The sequence below is a fragment of the Lactobacillus sp. MRS-253-APC-2B genome (assembly GCF_012843675.1).
GTDB lineage: Bacteria > Bacillota > Bacilli > Lactobacillales > Lactobacillaceae > Limosilactobacillus > Limosilactobacillus pulli.
Genome location: NZ_JABAFO010000008.1, coordinates 70,562 through 83,782, shown reverse-complemented (window position 1 = coordinate 83,782; position 13,221 = coordinate 70,562). Strand labels below are relative to the sequence as shown.

The 13,221-nt window shown below is 45.3% G+C and carries 12 protein-coding genes, 4 tRNA genes and 1 riboswitch; of the genes, 2 read left to right on the top strand and 14 right to left on the bottom strand.

What is annotated here, in order from left to right; translation table 11 throughout:
* Together HF864_RS05795 and HF864_RS05790 are read right to left on the bottom strand one after the other, a co-directional pair.
* Nucleotides 1-73, bottom strand: a tRNA-Arg gene (locus tag HF864_RS05795).
* 18 nt (nucleotides 74-91) lie between these two features.
* A tRNA-Gly gene (locus HF864_RS05790) sits at nucleotides 92-163 on the bottom strand.
* Between the two features lie 214 nt (nucleotides 164-377).
* Here HF864_RS05790 and HF864_RS05785 point away from each other — a divergent pair.
* Nucleotides 378-2,198, top strand: coding sequence for a heavy metal translocating P-type ATPase (locus HF864_RS05785; RefSeq protein WP_169462096.1), 1,821 nt, complete (start codon nucleotides 378-380; stop codon nucleotides 2,196-2,198).
* A gap of 59 nt (nucleotides 2,199-2,257) precedes the next feature.
* Here the strand turns inward: HF864_RS05785 and HF864_RS05780 are convergent, their stop codons facing one another.
* The 8 genes from HF864_RS05780 to HF864_RS05745 all read right to left on the bottom strand — a co-directional run bounded on the left by HF864_RS05780 (nucleotide 2,258) and on the right by HF864_RS05745 (nucleotide 9,532).
* Entirely contained in the window at nucleotides 2,258-2,926 is a 669-nt protein-coding gene (locus HF864_RS05780; RefSeq protein ID WP_169462095.1) for a TrkA family potassium uptake protein, read from the bottom strand.
* On the bottom strand, nucleotides 2,919-4,262 hold the full coding sequence (locus HF864_RS05775) for a potassium transporter TrkG (RefSeq protein WP_169462094.1): 1,344 nt from the start codon (nucleotides 4,260-4,262) through the stop codon (nucleotides 2,919-2,921). The genes HF864_RS05780 and HF864_RS05775 overlap by 8 nt, the downstream gene beginning before the upstream one ends.
* Nucleotides 4,263-4,376: 114 nt before the next feature.
* Nucleotides 4,377-4,458: transfer RNA gene (locus HF864_RS05770), tRNA-Leu, on the bottom strand.
* A gap of 17 nt (nucleotides 4,459-4,475) precedes the next feature.
* Nucleotides 4,476-4,548, bottom strand: a tRNA-Val gene (locus HF864_RS05765).
* A 61-nt stretch (nucleotides 4,549-4,609) separates the two neighbouring features.
* The gene (locus tag HF864_RS05760) at nucleotides 4,610-5,251 is read right to left on the bottom strand and encodes a deoxynucleoside kinase (protein ID WP_169462093.1); all 642 of its coding nucleotides are present in this window, start codon (nucleotides 5,249-5,251) and stop codon (nucleotides 4,610-4,612) included.
* 209 nt (nucleotides 5,252-5,460) lie between these two features.
* Nucleotides 5,461-6,957, bottom strand: coding sequence for an amino acid permease (locus HF864_RS05755; protein ID WP_169462092.1), 1,497 nt, complete (start codon nucleotides 6,955-6,957; stop codon nucleotides 5,461-5,463).
* A 106-nt stretch (nucleotides 6,958-7,063) separates the two neighbouring features.
* A riboswitch (Lysine riboswitch) is annotated at nucleotides 7,064-7,238 on the bottom strand.
* A gap of 51 nt (nucleotides 7,239-7,289) precedes the next feature.
* Nucleotides 7,290-8,771, bottom strand: coding sequence for an amino acid permease (locus HF864_RS05750; RefSeq protein WP_169462101.1), 1,482 nt, complete (start codon nucleotides 8,769-8,771; stop codon nucleotides 7,290-7,292).
* Between the two features lie 257 nt (nucleotides 8,772-9,028).
* The gene (locus HF864_RS05745; protein ID WP_169462091.1) at nucleotides 9,029-9,532 is read right to left on the bottom strand and encodes a GNAT family N-acetyltransferase; all 504 of its coding nucleotides are present in this window, start codon (nucleotides 9,530-9,532) and stop codon (nucleotides 9,029-9,031) included.
* Nucleotides 9,533-9,573: 41 nt separating this feature from the next.
* On the opposite strand from HF864_RS05745, the gene HF864_RS05740 reads away from it, so the two are divergent.
* Nucleotides 9,574-10,386 (top strand): alpha/beta hydrolase, encoded by an 813-nt coding sequence (locus HF864_RS05740; protein WP_169462090.1) that lies wholly within the window; start codon nucleotides 9,574-9,576, stop codon nucleotides 10,384-10,386.
* Nucleotides 10,387-10,449: 63 nt separating this feature from the next.
* On the opposite strand, the gene HF864_RS05735 is transcribed toward HF864_RS05740, so the two are convergent.
* The 4 genes from HF864_RS05735 to HF864_RS05720 form a co-directional block, all read right to left on the bottom strand.
* Entirely contained in the window at nucleotides 10,450-11,127 is a 678-nt protein-coding gene (locus tag HF864_RS05735; protein WP_169462089.1) for a phosphatase PAP2 family protein, read from the bottom strand.
* Nucleotides 11,128-11,192: 65 nt separating this feature from the next.
* Entirely contained in the window at nucleotides 11,193-11,654 is a 462-nt protein-coding gene (locus HF864_RS05730; protein ID WP_169462088.1) for a threonine/serine exporter family protein, read from the bottom strand.
* 15 nt (nucleotides 11,655-11,669) lie between these two features.
* On the bottom strand, nucleotides 11,670-12,422 hold the full coding sequence (locus tag HF864_RS05725) for a threonine/serine exporter family protein (protein ID WP_169462087.1): 753 nt from the start codon (nucleotides 12,420-12,422) through the stop codon (nucleotides 11,670-11,672).
* Nucleotides 12,423-12,527: 105 nt separating this feature from the next.
* The gene (locus HF864_RS05720) at nucleotides 12,528-13,193 is read right to left on the bottom strand and encodes a metal-dependent transcriptional regulator (protein ID WP_169462086.1); all 666 of its coding nucleotides are present in this window, start codon (nucleotides 13,191-13,193) and stop codon (nucleotides 12,528-12,530) included.
* Between the last annotated feature and the right edge of the window lie 28 nt (nucleotides 13,194-13,221).

The window sequence follows — 13,221 nt, the reverse complement described above, 5'->3', positions numbered from 1 at the left end:
GCACCCAGAAGGAGTCGAACCTTCAACCTTCTGATTCGTAGTCAGACACTCTATCCAATTGCGCTATGGGTGCATAAAAATAATGGAATCAAGCGGAAGACGGGATTCGAACCCGCGACCCCCACCATGGCAAGGTGATGTTCTACCACTGAACTACTTCCGCAAATCATTCGTTGATATCGTATCAACAGTTATATATATTACCGATAAAACTGTTTAAAGTCAATACTAATTTGATATTTTTGTTGGTTTTGCTTATTTTTATTAATTACTCTCGACCTATCTAAATTAACATTGCCATTCTAAGCCGTTATCTGGAAGCGTTTACCATTTTGATTTATAATTAAGACAAAATTTGGGGAAAGGAGCTGAAAATTATGAAAAAATTTTCGCATCGGCAAAAATTGTTCATGATTTTAGCTGTCGCCTTAGTTGCCGTACTGCTGCAATACGCCTTTAAACAGGCACTGGCTGCCCAGATGCTGGTAACTATCGTTGGGGCCGGGATTGCATTATCCATGCTGATTGAGATGATCCATACGCTTAAAAGCGGTCGCTATGGCGTTGATCTATTGGCCATCGTTGCCGTGGTTTCAACGTTAAGCGTCAGCGAGTACTGGGCTGCTATGGTTATTTTGGTTATGCTGGTCGGCGGAGATGCTTTGGAAGACTACGCCTCACGCAAGGCCAATTCCGAGCTTAAGGCACTTTTGGACAACTCGCCACAATCTGCACACCGATTGGTTAATGATCAGATTGAAGACGTCCACGTTGATCAAGTCAAAGTAGGCGATAAGATTGTCGTCAAGCCTGGGGAGCTGGTACCAATCGATGGTGAGATCATCAAAGGTGCAACTCAAGTCAATGAATCCTCATTAACCGGTGAGTCCAAGCCAATCGACAAACAGGTTGGCGATCCGGTGATGTCAGGATCTTTAAATGGTGATCAAGCAATCGTCATCAAGGCCATCAAGCTGGCTCGCGACAGTCAGTATCAAAAACTGGTTGCCCTGGTTAAGGAAGCTGAAAACACACCTGCTCATTTTGTTCGACTGGCTGATCGCTATGCCGTGCCATTTACCATCGCAGCACTTATCATCGGTGGAATTGCCTGGGCATTGACCAAGGATCCGAGACGCTTTGCCGAAGTTATGGTCGTTGCCTCACCATGTCCGTTGATTCTAGCCGCACCGGTTGCCATCGTCTCAGGGATGAGTCGTGCTTCACGCAGTGGGATCATCGTTAAAACTGGGAGCGTTCTTGAAAAAATGGCCCATCCCAAAACCGTGGCCTTTGATAAAACTGGAACGATTACCAGCGGACAATTGAGCGTTGATCATCTTGAACCGGCTCCTGGTGTTGATATCAAAGAACTGCTGCATTTTGCCGCCAGTGCCGAGGAGCAGTCGCCACACATTCTTGCGCGCTCGACCGTCGCTTATGCCCAAGAGCACCAGATTCCGCTCAGCTCCGTCAGTGATTTAAAAGAAGTCGTTGGCAATGGCATTCTAGCAACTGTTGACGGTCGGCAGGTCAAAGTTGGTAAACTGATCTTTGCCGATCCCAATGCCACACAAAAGCCACTATCACAAACCGCCATCTACGTCAGCGTTGATGGTCAGTACTGGGGCTGTGTGATCTTCCAGGATCAGATACGTCCTGAAGCCCCACGCACCATGGCCCAGCTGCGTAAACTAGGCGTTGAGCACCTAGTTATGCTGACCGGGGATCAAAACGCCATTGCTCAACACGTTGCCAAACTGGTTGGGATTCACGAAATCAAAGCCGATTTGCTGCCTGAACAAAAAATTGCTGCACTCAAAAACGTGCCAACTGAACGGCGGCCTGTCGTTATGGTCGGTGATGGCGTCAACGATGCACCGGCCCTGGCAACAGCCGATGTGGGAATTGCCATGGGAGCTCATGGCTCTACGGCGGCCAGTGAGTCCGCTGATCTGGTTATCGTTAAAGATGATCTGTATCGGGTTGTCGTTGCCGTTACTATCTCCCAAGAAACTATGAAGATTGCTCAACAGGCCGTCTTAATTGGAATCGGGATCTGTACGGCCTTGATGCTGATTGCTGCATTTGGCATCATTCCTGCCTTTATTGGTGCCATGCTCCAAGAAGTAATCGATACCGTTTCGATCCTTTGGGCATTAAGAGCTCGTCACGGTCTTTCCGATATCGATGATTAACTTATTTAAAAATCAAGCAGCGCTGTCATCGCCACTTAAGGCTTGAGACAGCGCTGTTTTTATTCACTGGCAATCACCGAGCTGAGTTTTTGAATCGAGCCAACATCCCCGACCACCGAGATATGATCACCATAATGCAGCATGTCATCGGCTTGCGGCAATTTATTGACCTGATCACCACTGACAATGGCAATCACATTAACTTGGTAGGCATCGCGCAGATTAAGTTCTTTTAGCGTGTGTTCACAAAAATCAGGACTCTTGACCTCAATTTCGGCTAGAGTCAGCTCATGATTTAAGATCAGATAGTTGGCAATGTTTAAATGCAGCTGGTGAAATACCATTCGCCTGGCCATGTCACGTTCTGGCCGCACTACATAATCAGCGCCAATTTTTTCCAGTACGCGGGCATGATTCTCATTTTCCGCCTTGCAAATGATGTTTTTGGCTCCTAGTTCTTTAACAATCAGCGTTGCCATAATGCTGGCCTGGATATTGCCGACTGAGATATAGACATTGTCAAAACTACCCAGATCAAGTTCGCGCATAGCTTCTTCATCTTGGGCATCGGCAATCACAGCGCGCGTTACCATGTTGGCATATTCATTCACGACATCCTCATTTTTATCAATAGCTAAAATATCCTGATGTGCCTCAGCCAAAGTTTCACAGACCGAGCTGCCGAACTGGCCGATGCCAATTACTGCATAGTTGTTTTTATTAGCCAATCAAAACCCCTTCTTCCGGATAGCGATAGTTCTTTTGCTTAGGATGAGCATTCAAGATGGTAAACATAACCGTGTAGATGCCGACCCGTCCAATAAACATTAATGCCATAATGATCAGTTTGCCAAATAGATTCAGATGCGGCGTAATCCCCATGCTGATACCGGTCGTACCAAATGCGGCCATAACCTCAAAAATAATGTCTTCTAGCGTAAAGCGGGCTGGCAAATGCTGCGTCAGACACAACAATAAGATGGCCGCGGCAAGAATTGCAAAAGCAACAAAAACCAGCGTCAGTGCCCGAAAAATATTTTCTTCTTTAAAGCGTCGTCTGCCAAAAACCGTATCGCGCTGACCTTTTAAAGTGGCAATGCTCTGCAGCGTCAATAGCCCAACCGTAGTCGTTTTGATCCCGCCAGCCGTTGAGCCTGGTGTTCCACCAATAAACATCAGAATCACCGTGACCGCAATTCCAGCTGCCGAAAGCTTTTGATAAGGAAAAGTAATTAAGCCAGCCGTCCGCGGCGTTATCGCCATAAAGACGGTATTGACGAAGCGCTGTTCAGTTGACATATGTGGAAACTGGGCCGCCAGATTGTCTTCAGTTAAAAGGTAGCTCATCAAAGACAGCAACAAAATGATGGCCCCCGTTGAAAGTGCCAGTGAGGTATGCAGCGACAACCGATGCTTTTTTCGATAAAGCAATAGATCTCGCCAAACCAAAAAACCAAATGAGCCGGCAATAATCAAAACTGCCATGATAAATAAGACATAGGTATCATCAGCAAATAATGCCAGGCTGTTGCCAAACAGATCAAAACCAGCGTTACAAAAAGCTGAGATTGAATGAAAGATACTGTACCATAACCCTTTGACCAAGCCAAACCGACGACCAAAATCAGGCCACAGCAATAGCGCGCCTAAAACCTGAATAATTAGTGAAAGGCCAACGATTAGATTTACAATAGTAATCTGTGCTGGCGACTGCAAGTTCAGTGATTCTTGAGCCAACAGACGTGCTGAAAGCCTGATCTTTTGACGTGCAAACAAAAACATCATGATCGCAAACGTCATAAAACCCAATCCGCCAATCTCAATCAAAGCTGTAATTACCAGTTGACCAAATAAGGACCAATGAGTCGCCGTATCAACCAGCGTCAAACCAGTCACGCAGGTTGCACTGGTTGCGGTAAAAAATGCCGTCATAAACGATGAATCCTCGCCAGGCTTGACGGCAATCGGCAGCATCAAAAGCAGCGTACCGATCGCAATCACGATCAAGAACCCAAACGTCAAGGCTTTTGAGAATGAAAGGCGATAACGACCAAACGTGATCATTTTTATGGCTTCCTTTCCCGATTAAAACTTCTAAGAACAACTATATCAGCGATTAAATGCAAAATAAATCAAAAAACGACTGTACCTTGCTTCGGGACAGCCGTTTGATAATAATGCGGATGAAGGGACTCGAACCCTTACATCATAAGATACAAGAACCTAAATCTTGCGCGTCTGCCAATTCCGCCACATCCGCAAGTAAAGCATAAAAAATGGAGGATACAGGGCTCGAACCTGTGACCCTCTGCTTGTAAGGCAGATGCTCTCCCAACTGAGCTAATCCTCCGTGTCAGACATATAACTAACAAAATTATTATATATGTCCAACTTAGCTTTGTCAAGCTGCTTTATTTTAGCTGCAGCTCCGCCAGCTTGTCGTCAACCATCGTCAAAACCTGTTCAGCAGCCTTGGGATCCTCAACAAAATCAAGCTGATCACCATCAATCAGCATCTTGGGACTTTCGTCATAACTGGCATACCAGTCAACATAGCGTTGATTCAACTCACGATAGTATTCATACAGACTAGGATCATTTTCGAGCTGTTCAAACGAACGACCGCGCTTCTTAATCCGTTTAAGCATCGTCTCAAACGATACCTGAATCCCGATCAAAAGACTTGGCGCCTTGGTATGCACTTCTTGCGGCAGCTCTTCCATCATATTATTCAACAATGAGGCATAGATATCGGCCTCGGTCTGAGTGGCCCGGCCAAGATCCGCATTCAATCGAAACATCAAGGCATCCTCAAAGATGGAGCGATCCAAGACGTTTAAGTCATTATCAAACGAATTCTTAATCTCGGCCAACCGTTTGTTTAAAAAGTAGATCTGCAGCAAAAAGCCATATTTTTTAGGATCTTTATAAAAAAGCGGTAAAATCTCGTTGTCATTAACCGACTCATAAAAAGCCTGACTTCCTAAATGGTCAGCCAGCATCCGCGTCAAGCTGGTCTTACCTGCACCAATGGTTCCCGCCAGTACAATCATTCCATTTACCCCTTTGCTTTGTTTTTCTAAAAAGACACGAGCTACATTGTATCATCTTTGGACCGTAATCGTGAGTAAAATGTTTTTCAACAAACTATCATTAATGTTGTCCTGCATCGTAAAAGCAATCTGATCAAGGATTTTACTCTATAAAATATTTTTTAAAGCAACGTATAAAAATCCTCGCCAATTTGACGAGGATTTTTTGACTACTTAGCTTCGTTTTCAGATTCAGGAACAAATGATTCGCTATTGTTGCTCCGCGATAAATCAACATCTTTGAGCGGAATCACGTGTGTTTTATAGCGAATCTTGTAGTAGATAAACAGGATCAAAAACAGTGGTACGGCCATGTAGGTAATGGCAATATTTGACCAGTCCATCTTGATAAAGGCATCGATGTTTTGACCACACATAACGATCACACACAAAATCAACGCAAAGATCGGGCCAAATGGAAACAGCGTGGCATGGTACTTCAGCTCACTGACCTTGTGGCCTTGTGCGATGAAAGCACACCGGAACCGCAGATGCGAAATAGCAATCCCCAGCCAGGCAATAAAGCCGCACAGCCCAGAAGCACCAATCAGGTAGTTATAAGCTTCTGGTCCGATAAACTGTGTCAGATAAGCCAGGCAAGAAACAACCATGGTACCAAGTAGTGCATAGATCGGGATTCCCCGCTTATTAACATAACCAAAGATCTTCCAAGCGTAACCTTCTCGTGCTTGTGAGAACAGCATCCGCGTTGAGGCATACAAACCAGAATTGGCCGCTGAGATTACGGCCGTTAAAATAACCGCGTTCATAACACTGGCAGCAGCCGCCATCCCTGCTCGCTTAAAGACAATCGTAAATGGACTCATCGTAATGTTTTGTACGTCTGAGTTCAACAGGTTCTTGTTGGTGTATGGCAGAATGCAGGCAATCACAAAGATGGCAAAGATGTAGAACAGCAAAATCCGCCAGAAGGTTGAGTGAATCGCCTTGGAGACCGACTTTTCTGGCGTAGCGGCTTCACCTGCCGTGATCCCAATCAATTCAGTCCCTTGAAATGAGAAACCAGCCACCAGGAACACGCTTAAAATGCCTGACCAACCATGAACAAACGGTGCATCCTTGTAATGGAAATTCTTTAAGCCAACTGGTCCTTGACCGCCCATAATCCCAAAGATGATGCAGACCCCAACGATCAAGAAAATCACGACCGTTACGACCTTGATCAAAGACAGCCAATACTCAGTCTCACCATAAGAGCGCACCGACAGATAGTTGATCAGAAAAATAGCAATCAAGACAAACGTACTGAACAGCCAACTTGGGAAATGAGGCAGCCAGTATTGGAAAACCAGCCCAGCCGTCGTAACGTCAACTGGAATCGTAATTGCCCAGTTAAACCAGTAGTTCCAGCCCATAGCAAAGCCTAGTGCCGGATCAACGAACTTAGTTGAATAAGTGGCAAATGAGCCTGATACCGGAATGTAGGTGGCCATTTCTCCTAGACTGGTCATCAAAAAATAAACCATGATCCCCATAATGGCATAGGCGGCCAATGCACCACCTGGCCCGGCCGTTGAGATCGCCGAACCACTGGCAATAAAAAGCCCCGTCCCAATCGTACCGCCAAGAGCAATCATTGACAGATGCCGAGTCTGCAGCGTTCGCTGAATATGACCCGTATTGCCTTCATGACCGTTTTCACTCATGAAAAAATCCTCCTCAAATTTACTGGCGAGAAAGGCAAACAAAAAGAGCCGGCAAGCAAGGTCTTCCCTGCTTGTCGACTCAACTTGACTTCGTAATTGTTGAATCAATCATGGAAGCGCCCCGCAGAATTTTCTGCGACAGTCCGTAATCTATTTGACTACGGCCCAACGCGCAAGGTCTTCAGTCAAGGCGCGTTTCGGCGAGCAACCCTTTCAGCCAGGCATTGATTCTGAAGCATCCAGCCTAGTCTACTAATGAGACTCGCACCTCTTCTCTTTTACATATTAATTGATTATAACTCACTTTTGATTTTAAGCAAGTTTTAATTTTTCTATTTAATTTCCTTACCGTCAGCAGTAATGTACTTTTCACCACGCGAACTACGTGATAGATCAGCTTCCTGCAGCGAAAGCAGATGCGTCTTGTAGCGAACCTTGTAGTAGATGAACAAAATCAAAAAGATCGGAACTGCCATGTAGGTGATTAAAATGTTATCCCAATCCAGATGGATAAAGGCTGGGATGTTTTGGCCAACGATGACGATCATACAAAATACGAAAGCAAAGATTGGCCCAAACGGAAACAGCGTGGCATGGTATTTTAATTCACTCAGTTGATGTCCCTGGGCAACAAAGGCCCGCCGGAATCTAAAGTGAGCCATTGCAATTCCCAGCCAGGCAATAAAACCAGACAGTCCAGAAGCATCAATCAAATAGTTGTAGGCATTGGCACTAATGAAATGCAACAGGTAGATAGCCAACGAAACCGCCATCGTCCCCAATAATGCATAGATCGGAATTCCCCGCTTGTTGACATAGCCAAAGCCTCTCCAAGCATAACCTTCACGTGCTTGTGAGAATAGCATCCGCGTTGAAGCATACAATCCTGAGTTGGCTGACGAGATCACGGCCGTCAGAATAACGGCATTCATCACACTGGCAGCAGCCGCTAAACCTGCCCGCTTAAAGACAATCGTAAATGGCGACATTGCCACGTCCTGAACGTTGCTGCTCAACAGGTTCTTGTCAGTATATGGCAAAATGCAGGCCATCACAAAAATTGACAGGATATAGAACAGCAAGATCCGCCAGAAAGTCGAGTGAATGGCTTTCGGCACGGATTTTTCCGGCGTTGCGGACTCGCCAGCCGTAATCCCAACCAGCTCAGTCCCTTGAAATGACATCCCAGCCACCAAGAAGACGGTCAGAATGCTTGGGAAGCCGCCGACAAATGGCGCTTTCTTATAGTGGAAGTTCTTTAGGCCGATTGGTCCTTGACCGCCCATGATCCCAAAAATAATCATGAAACCAACGATCAAGAAGACTACGATCGTTACGACCTTGATGATTGACAGCCAATACTCGGTCTCACCATAAGAGCGTACCGATAGATAGTTGATTAAAAAAATCACCAACAAAACGAATCCACTGAAGATCCATTCTGGAAACTTAGGCCACCAGAACTGAATAATGACCCCTGAAGTAACGGCATCAACAGCAATCGTAATCACCCAGTTCAGCCAATAGTTCCAGCCCATGGCAAAACCCAGCGCCGGATCAACAAATTTGGTACAGTAAGTGGCAAACGATCCAGTCAGCGGAATGTAGGTAGCCATCTCACCCAGGCTGGTCATCAAAAAGTAAACCATGATCCCCATCATGCTGTAGGCTACCAGAGCCCCACCAGGTCCGGCCGTTGAGATCGCCGATCCACTGGCAATCATCATCCCGGTACCAATCGAGCCACCCAGGGCAATCATCGACAGATGCCGAGTCTGCAGCGTCCGTTTCATATGGCCGGAATTGCCAGGCATTGTCTGACTTTCCGCGCCGCCTTTCTTTGCCTCTCCACTCATCGTAAATGGATTCCTCCTCTATGACAATTTCGAGCGCCTATTATACATTTCTCATGGATAAAGTATAAGGTGTGCATACTTAATATGATTAAACATTTTAGCGCATTTCAAGCAAAAAAACCATATTGATTGGACTATCTGCCCAAATTGGCTTATTTGCGACAACGAAAAGATTATACACTAAAATAAATATTTAAACAAGTTTCTGCATGTAATTACAAAGCTTTAACCATTTTCAAATAACCGTTTTCATTACCGACCTGATCGAAACCGAGCTTTTTCAATAAAGATTGCGAGCGAATATTTTCGTTGGCCACATCCGCATGCAAAAGCTTAAACTCGCTATTTTTTGCCAATGCTGGTAAGACGTTTGCCAACGCCTCAGTCATGATTCCATTTCCCCAGCAGCTTTTTTTCAGCAGATATCCCAGCGCTGCCATTTTTGAACACAGCTGACCATCATCTGCATATATCGAGAATAAGCCAATCAAACCAATTAATTGATTATTTTGATCGTTAATCAGCAAAAGCTGCTTTTGGCTAAGCCAATTACTGACTGCCCAGCTGCGTATCATCTGATCGTTGGGCAGCTGCAACCCGCTTAGTCTAACCAGTTCATCATCTTTCAACAGTTTTAAAACTGCCTGCAAATCATCATTACTACCTTGATAAATTTGCAGACGTTGGGTCTTAATTGACCAAAGTAATCGTTTCTGCATTATAATTTCACCTACCAAGATCTTTTTTAGGAGTCTTTTTAATGAAAATCATTCAAAAAAATCTAAGCACCAATAAATATCAAACCAAGGCGACTCTAACTGGCTATCTGCAGACGCCGGTTCCCAAGTCGCCAGTACAGCAGTTTCGGCCGCTGATCTTTGTTCCAGGTGGTTCAATGACCCACATTCCGGTTGAGCAATCCGAAAAAACTGCCCTGAGTTTTTCAGCAAGCGGTTTTCAGGTATTCATTCTGCGCTATACTTTCACCAGTGAACGGCAGCCAGTCTATCCAAATCCTTTGATTGATTTAGCACTTGCTGTGGCAATGATCAGAAATAATGCCGAAAAATGGCATCTCAAAGCCGATCAGCTAACAATCATGGGATTTTCTGCCGGCGGTCACGTTGCTGCACTGTACAATGATTACTGGCATGAAAAATGGCTGAGCCAAGCCAGCAACATGCCCGGTGCTACTCTAAAACCAAATGCCGTTATTTTGGGTTATCCAGTTATTGATCTTAATCTCAATTTCCCCAAAGACGCAGCTACTCGCAATCAATGGACCGATGAGCCGGAACGCTATAACGCTTCGATGCATGTTAACGCGCAAAATGCCCCAACCTTTATGTGGACGACTTTTACCGATCAAGTCGTTTCGGTTCAAAATACTCTCAATTATAGTCAGGCCTTGCTAGAACATCAGATTCCCCAAGAGCTGCACGTGTTTGCGCACGGACCACACGGCATGGATATTGCCAATGCCATTGTCGCCCATCATGATGATGTTGACCAACCCCATGTCGCTCACTGGGTTGAACTGGCTTGTGAATGGATCGATGATCTTTTTGAATAGCATTTCCTGGGAAATATATCAAAAAACCCGGTGTCGATTTTGGACGACACTGGGTTTTTTATTTTAAAGTTTCGAATTAGACGTCATTTTCCAGCGATTTTTAACGTCGCCAGCAAACGTCAGATAAAGCGTTTCTGAAATCTGCAACCAAGCATAAGCCAAAAGCATTGCCCCCACCGTGTCAAATGGATAGTGGGCATACAGATAGATGCGCGAAACAGCCACCAAAAAAACGGCTAAAATCAGCAGAAGCTGGCAGATCACCCGCACCGCAGCTTTTTTGATCAATGGCACCACAATCAAAAACAGCACTGCTGCCACCAAAAAAAAGCTCACGACATGCCCACTAGGAAAGCTATAACCCTTGTCATGGCTCAGATGCTGCAGTGGACGATCTCTTTTGACCACGTACTTGATGATCAAACTCAACAGATCACCAACAATTAAAGTCATCCATGCCCAAAGTGCCGGCACCTTATACTTAAATCCCCACAAAAAGAAAGTAATAATCAGCATCCAGACAATATCCATCTTTGGACTCCCCAAAAATGCCACCACAACCATCAAGTGATAGGTCATATTCGGCGTGTGATTAGGGTTGGGTCCAAATAAGGCCTGAAAAACCGAGTCCAGTACCTGCAGGATCATCGAATTGCTCATTACCATGCCGGCAATGATCAGAAATAACACAAAGCTTACCATGAATCGCTTCCAACGATTCGGATCTTGTCCTATCAGCATTTTAAAAGCCCCTTTGTAGGATCTTGTCATGGCATCAGCCACAATAAATTTTATTATATCACATTCTAGCGATTACTTAAGTGACGTTCCGAAAATATCAATCGGTTGATCAGGTCGCCCAGGCCAAAACCCAAGGTAATCGCACCGGCAATCACCAACACTTGATAAAGATAAACCAACGCTGTTGAATTGCTGCCTAATACAAAATAACGCACCATTTTATAGGCTTGGCCACCAGGAACCAATGGCACCAGTGCTGGAACGTTAAAAATGATCATCGGCATTTTTTGCCAGCGAGCTGCTGCCATACTCAAGATACCAATCATAATCGCTGCCAATAGATTGCTCAATGCCAGGCCAAGATGCAGCTGATAATAGATGATCCAATAAAAGGCCCAGCTGGCTCCGCCGATTGCACCGGCAGAATGATAAGCTCGTTTGGGAACGTTTAGCAAGATTCCAAAACAGATCGTCGAAAGATCGGCCAAGATAAATTCAAAGACCAATCGAATCCAAAAATTTTCCATGATTGATTCTACCTCTTAAACATAGCGCAGCACCAAAACAATCGCACAGCCAATGGCAATTGCCGTCAAAGTGGCCTCAACCGCTCGCGACGTGCCACTGATCAGATCCCCCGACATCAGATCGCGGGCTGCATTGGTTAATGGTACGCCTGGAACCAGCGGCATGACGCAGCCAATGATAATGTCGTTGATATCATTGGCCCAATGCAGCTTAACGAAGGCTACGGCAAAAATCGCAATTACCAATGAGGCACAAAACTCGTTGACGAACTTTGCCTTAGAATGCTTACCCAGCATCAGATAGACCAGATAGCTCAAAAAACCGATCAGTGCTGCAAATGGCGAATCATGAACATTACCGGTATAAACAATCGTCAAGGCCCAACTTAATACACCGGCCGCAACGCATTGAACAAAATCTGAGGTCTGCTGCGGCTGGTGATCAACCTTTTTTAAGCCATCGTAAAGCTCAATCAGATCAATTTTATGATCCGCAAATTGCCTTGATAAGCTGTTGACGGCCGCTACCTTATTAAGATTCAATTTTCGCTGGTGAATATCGATTACCTGCGTATTAGGCCGATGCTCGGCACAGGCAACGATCGCCGTCATCGTTGTAAAAGCCTCAAATTTTTTCAAGCCAGCGCTTTGTGCCATTCGCCGCATCGTGTCATTGACGCGCTCCATGTTTGAGCCATTTTCGATCAACAACCTTCCCGCTAGCAGACATGCAGTAATGGCAAGATTTTTTTCATTCTTGCTTTCCACTTTCAACCATCCATTTCTGATTTGATGCATAATCACGAATAAAATGACAAAAGGGTTCAATGCGGATACTGCCGCATCAAACCCAGACTCAAAGATCCGTTTTGTCTAGTTCTGCAAAAATTCCTGATTAACGAAAATATTATGCGAAGCCTTATATGAGATACTCAGCTGTTTACCGTTATCCAGGCACTCAACCAAAATCGGCCCTTCAAACGGCTCGTGCTTGATGACCTTGACCTTGGCATGGAGCTTAAGGCCAACTTCATTTAAGTAAATCAGCAGCTCATGATTGTCCAAGAAGCGCTCAATGACAACCGTCTCACCATCCTTGGCGTCGGCTAACAGTCGATGGCTGACATTGTCAAACTTGCCATTGGCTGCTGGGATTACACCCCCATGTGGACAGTACTTGGGATGATTTAAAAAGGCATCCAATGCCGTTGCCAAGCGATCACTGGTATTATGTTCCAAAACCTCAGCTTCGGGGTGAACGTCGGTCATGCTGTAGTGAAGATCATCAACCAGAAACGTTTCCCAAAGTCGGTGCTTTCTAACCAATTCAGCCGCATGCTTAATCCCTTCCGGCGTCAGAGCGATCCCATCATATGGTTCATGAGATACCAGCCCTTCTTCCGTCAGCTTGGTGATCATTTCCGTAACCGAACCGGCTGCGATGCCCAATCCCAGTGAAATTTCCTTGTTGGAAACCTTTTTATAGCCTCCACCCAGCTCAAAAATAATCTTTAGATAGTCTTCTTTCATCGGGGTCATGTTTTGTGCAGCTTCCTCCTAAAAATCA

Bases quoted from the DNA above. Each gene is read 5' to 3' on its own strand.
- HF864_RS05785 (WP_169462096.1), top strand. From the start codon at position 378: ATGAAAAAATTTTCGCATCGGCAAAAATTGTTCATGATTTTAGCTGTC.
- HF864_RS05775 (WP_169462094.1), bottom strand. From the start codon at position 4,262: ATGATCACGTTTGGTCGTTATCGCCTTTCATTCTCAAAAGCCTTGACG.
- HF864_RS05760 (WP_169462093.1), bottom strand. From the start codon at position 5,251: ATGATTGTACTGGCGGGAACCATTGGTGCAGGTAAGACCAGCTTGACG.
- HF864_RS05755 (WP_169462092.1), bottom strand. From the start codon at position 6,957: ATGAGTGAAAACGGTCATGAAGGCAATACGGGTCATATTCAGCGAACG.
- HF864_RS05750 (WP_169462101.1), bottom strand. From the start codon at position 8,771: ATGCCTGGCAATTCCGGCCATATGAAACGGACGCTGCAGACTCGGCAT.
- HF864_RS05745 (WP_169462091.1), bottom strand. From the start codon at position 9,532: ATGCAGAAACGATTACTTTGGTCAATTAAGACCCAACGTCTGCAAATT.
- HF864_RS05740 (WP_169462090.1), top strand. From the start codon at position 9,574: ATGAAAATCATTCAAAAAAATCTAAGCACCAATAAATATCAAACCAAG.
- HF864_RS05735 (WP_169462089.1), bottom strand. From the start codon at position 11,127: ATGCTGATAGGACAAGATCCGAATCGTTGGAAGCGATTCATGGTAAGC.
- HF864_RS05730 (WP_169462088.1), bottom strand. From the start codon at position 11,654: ATGGAAAATTTTTGGATTCGATTGGTCTTTGAATTTATCTTGGCCGAT.
- HF864_RS05720 (WP_169462086.1), bottom strand. From the start codon at position 13,193: ATGACCCCGATGAAAGAAGACTATCTAAAGATTATTTTTGAGCTGGGT.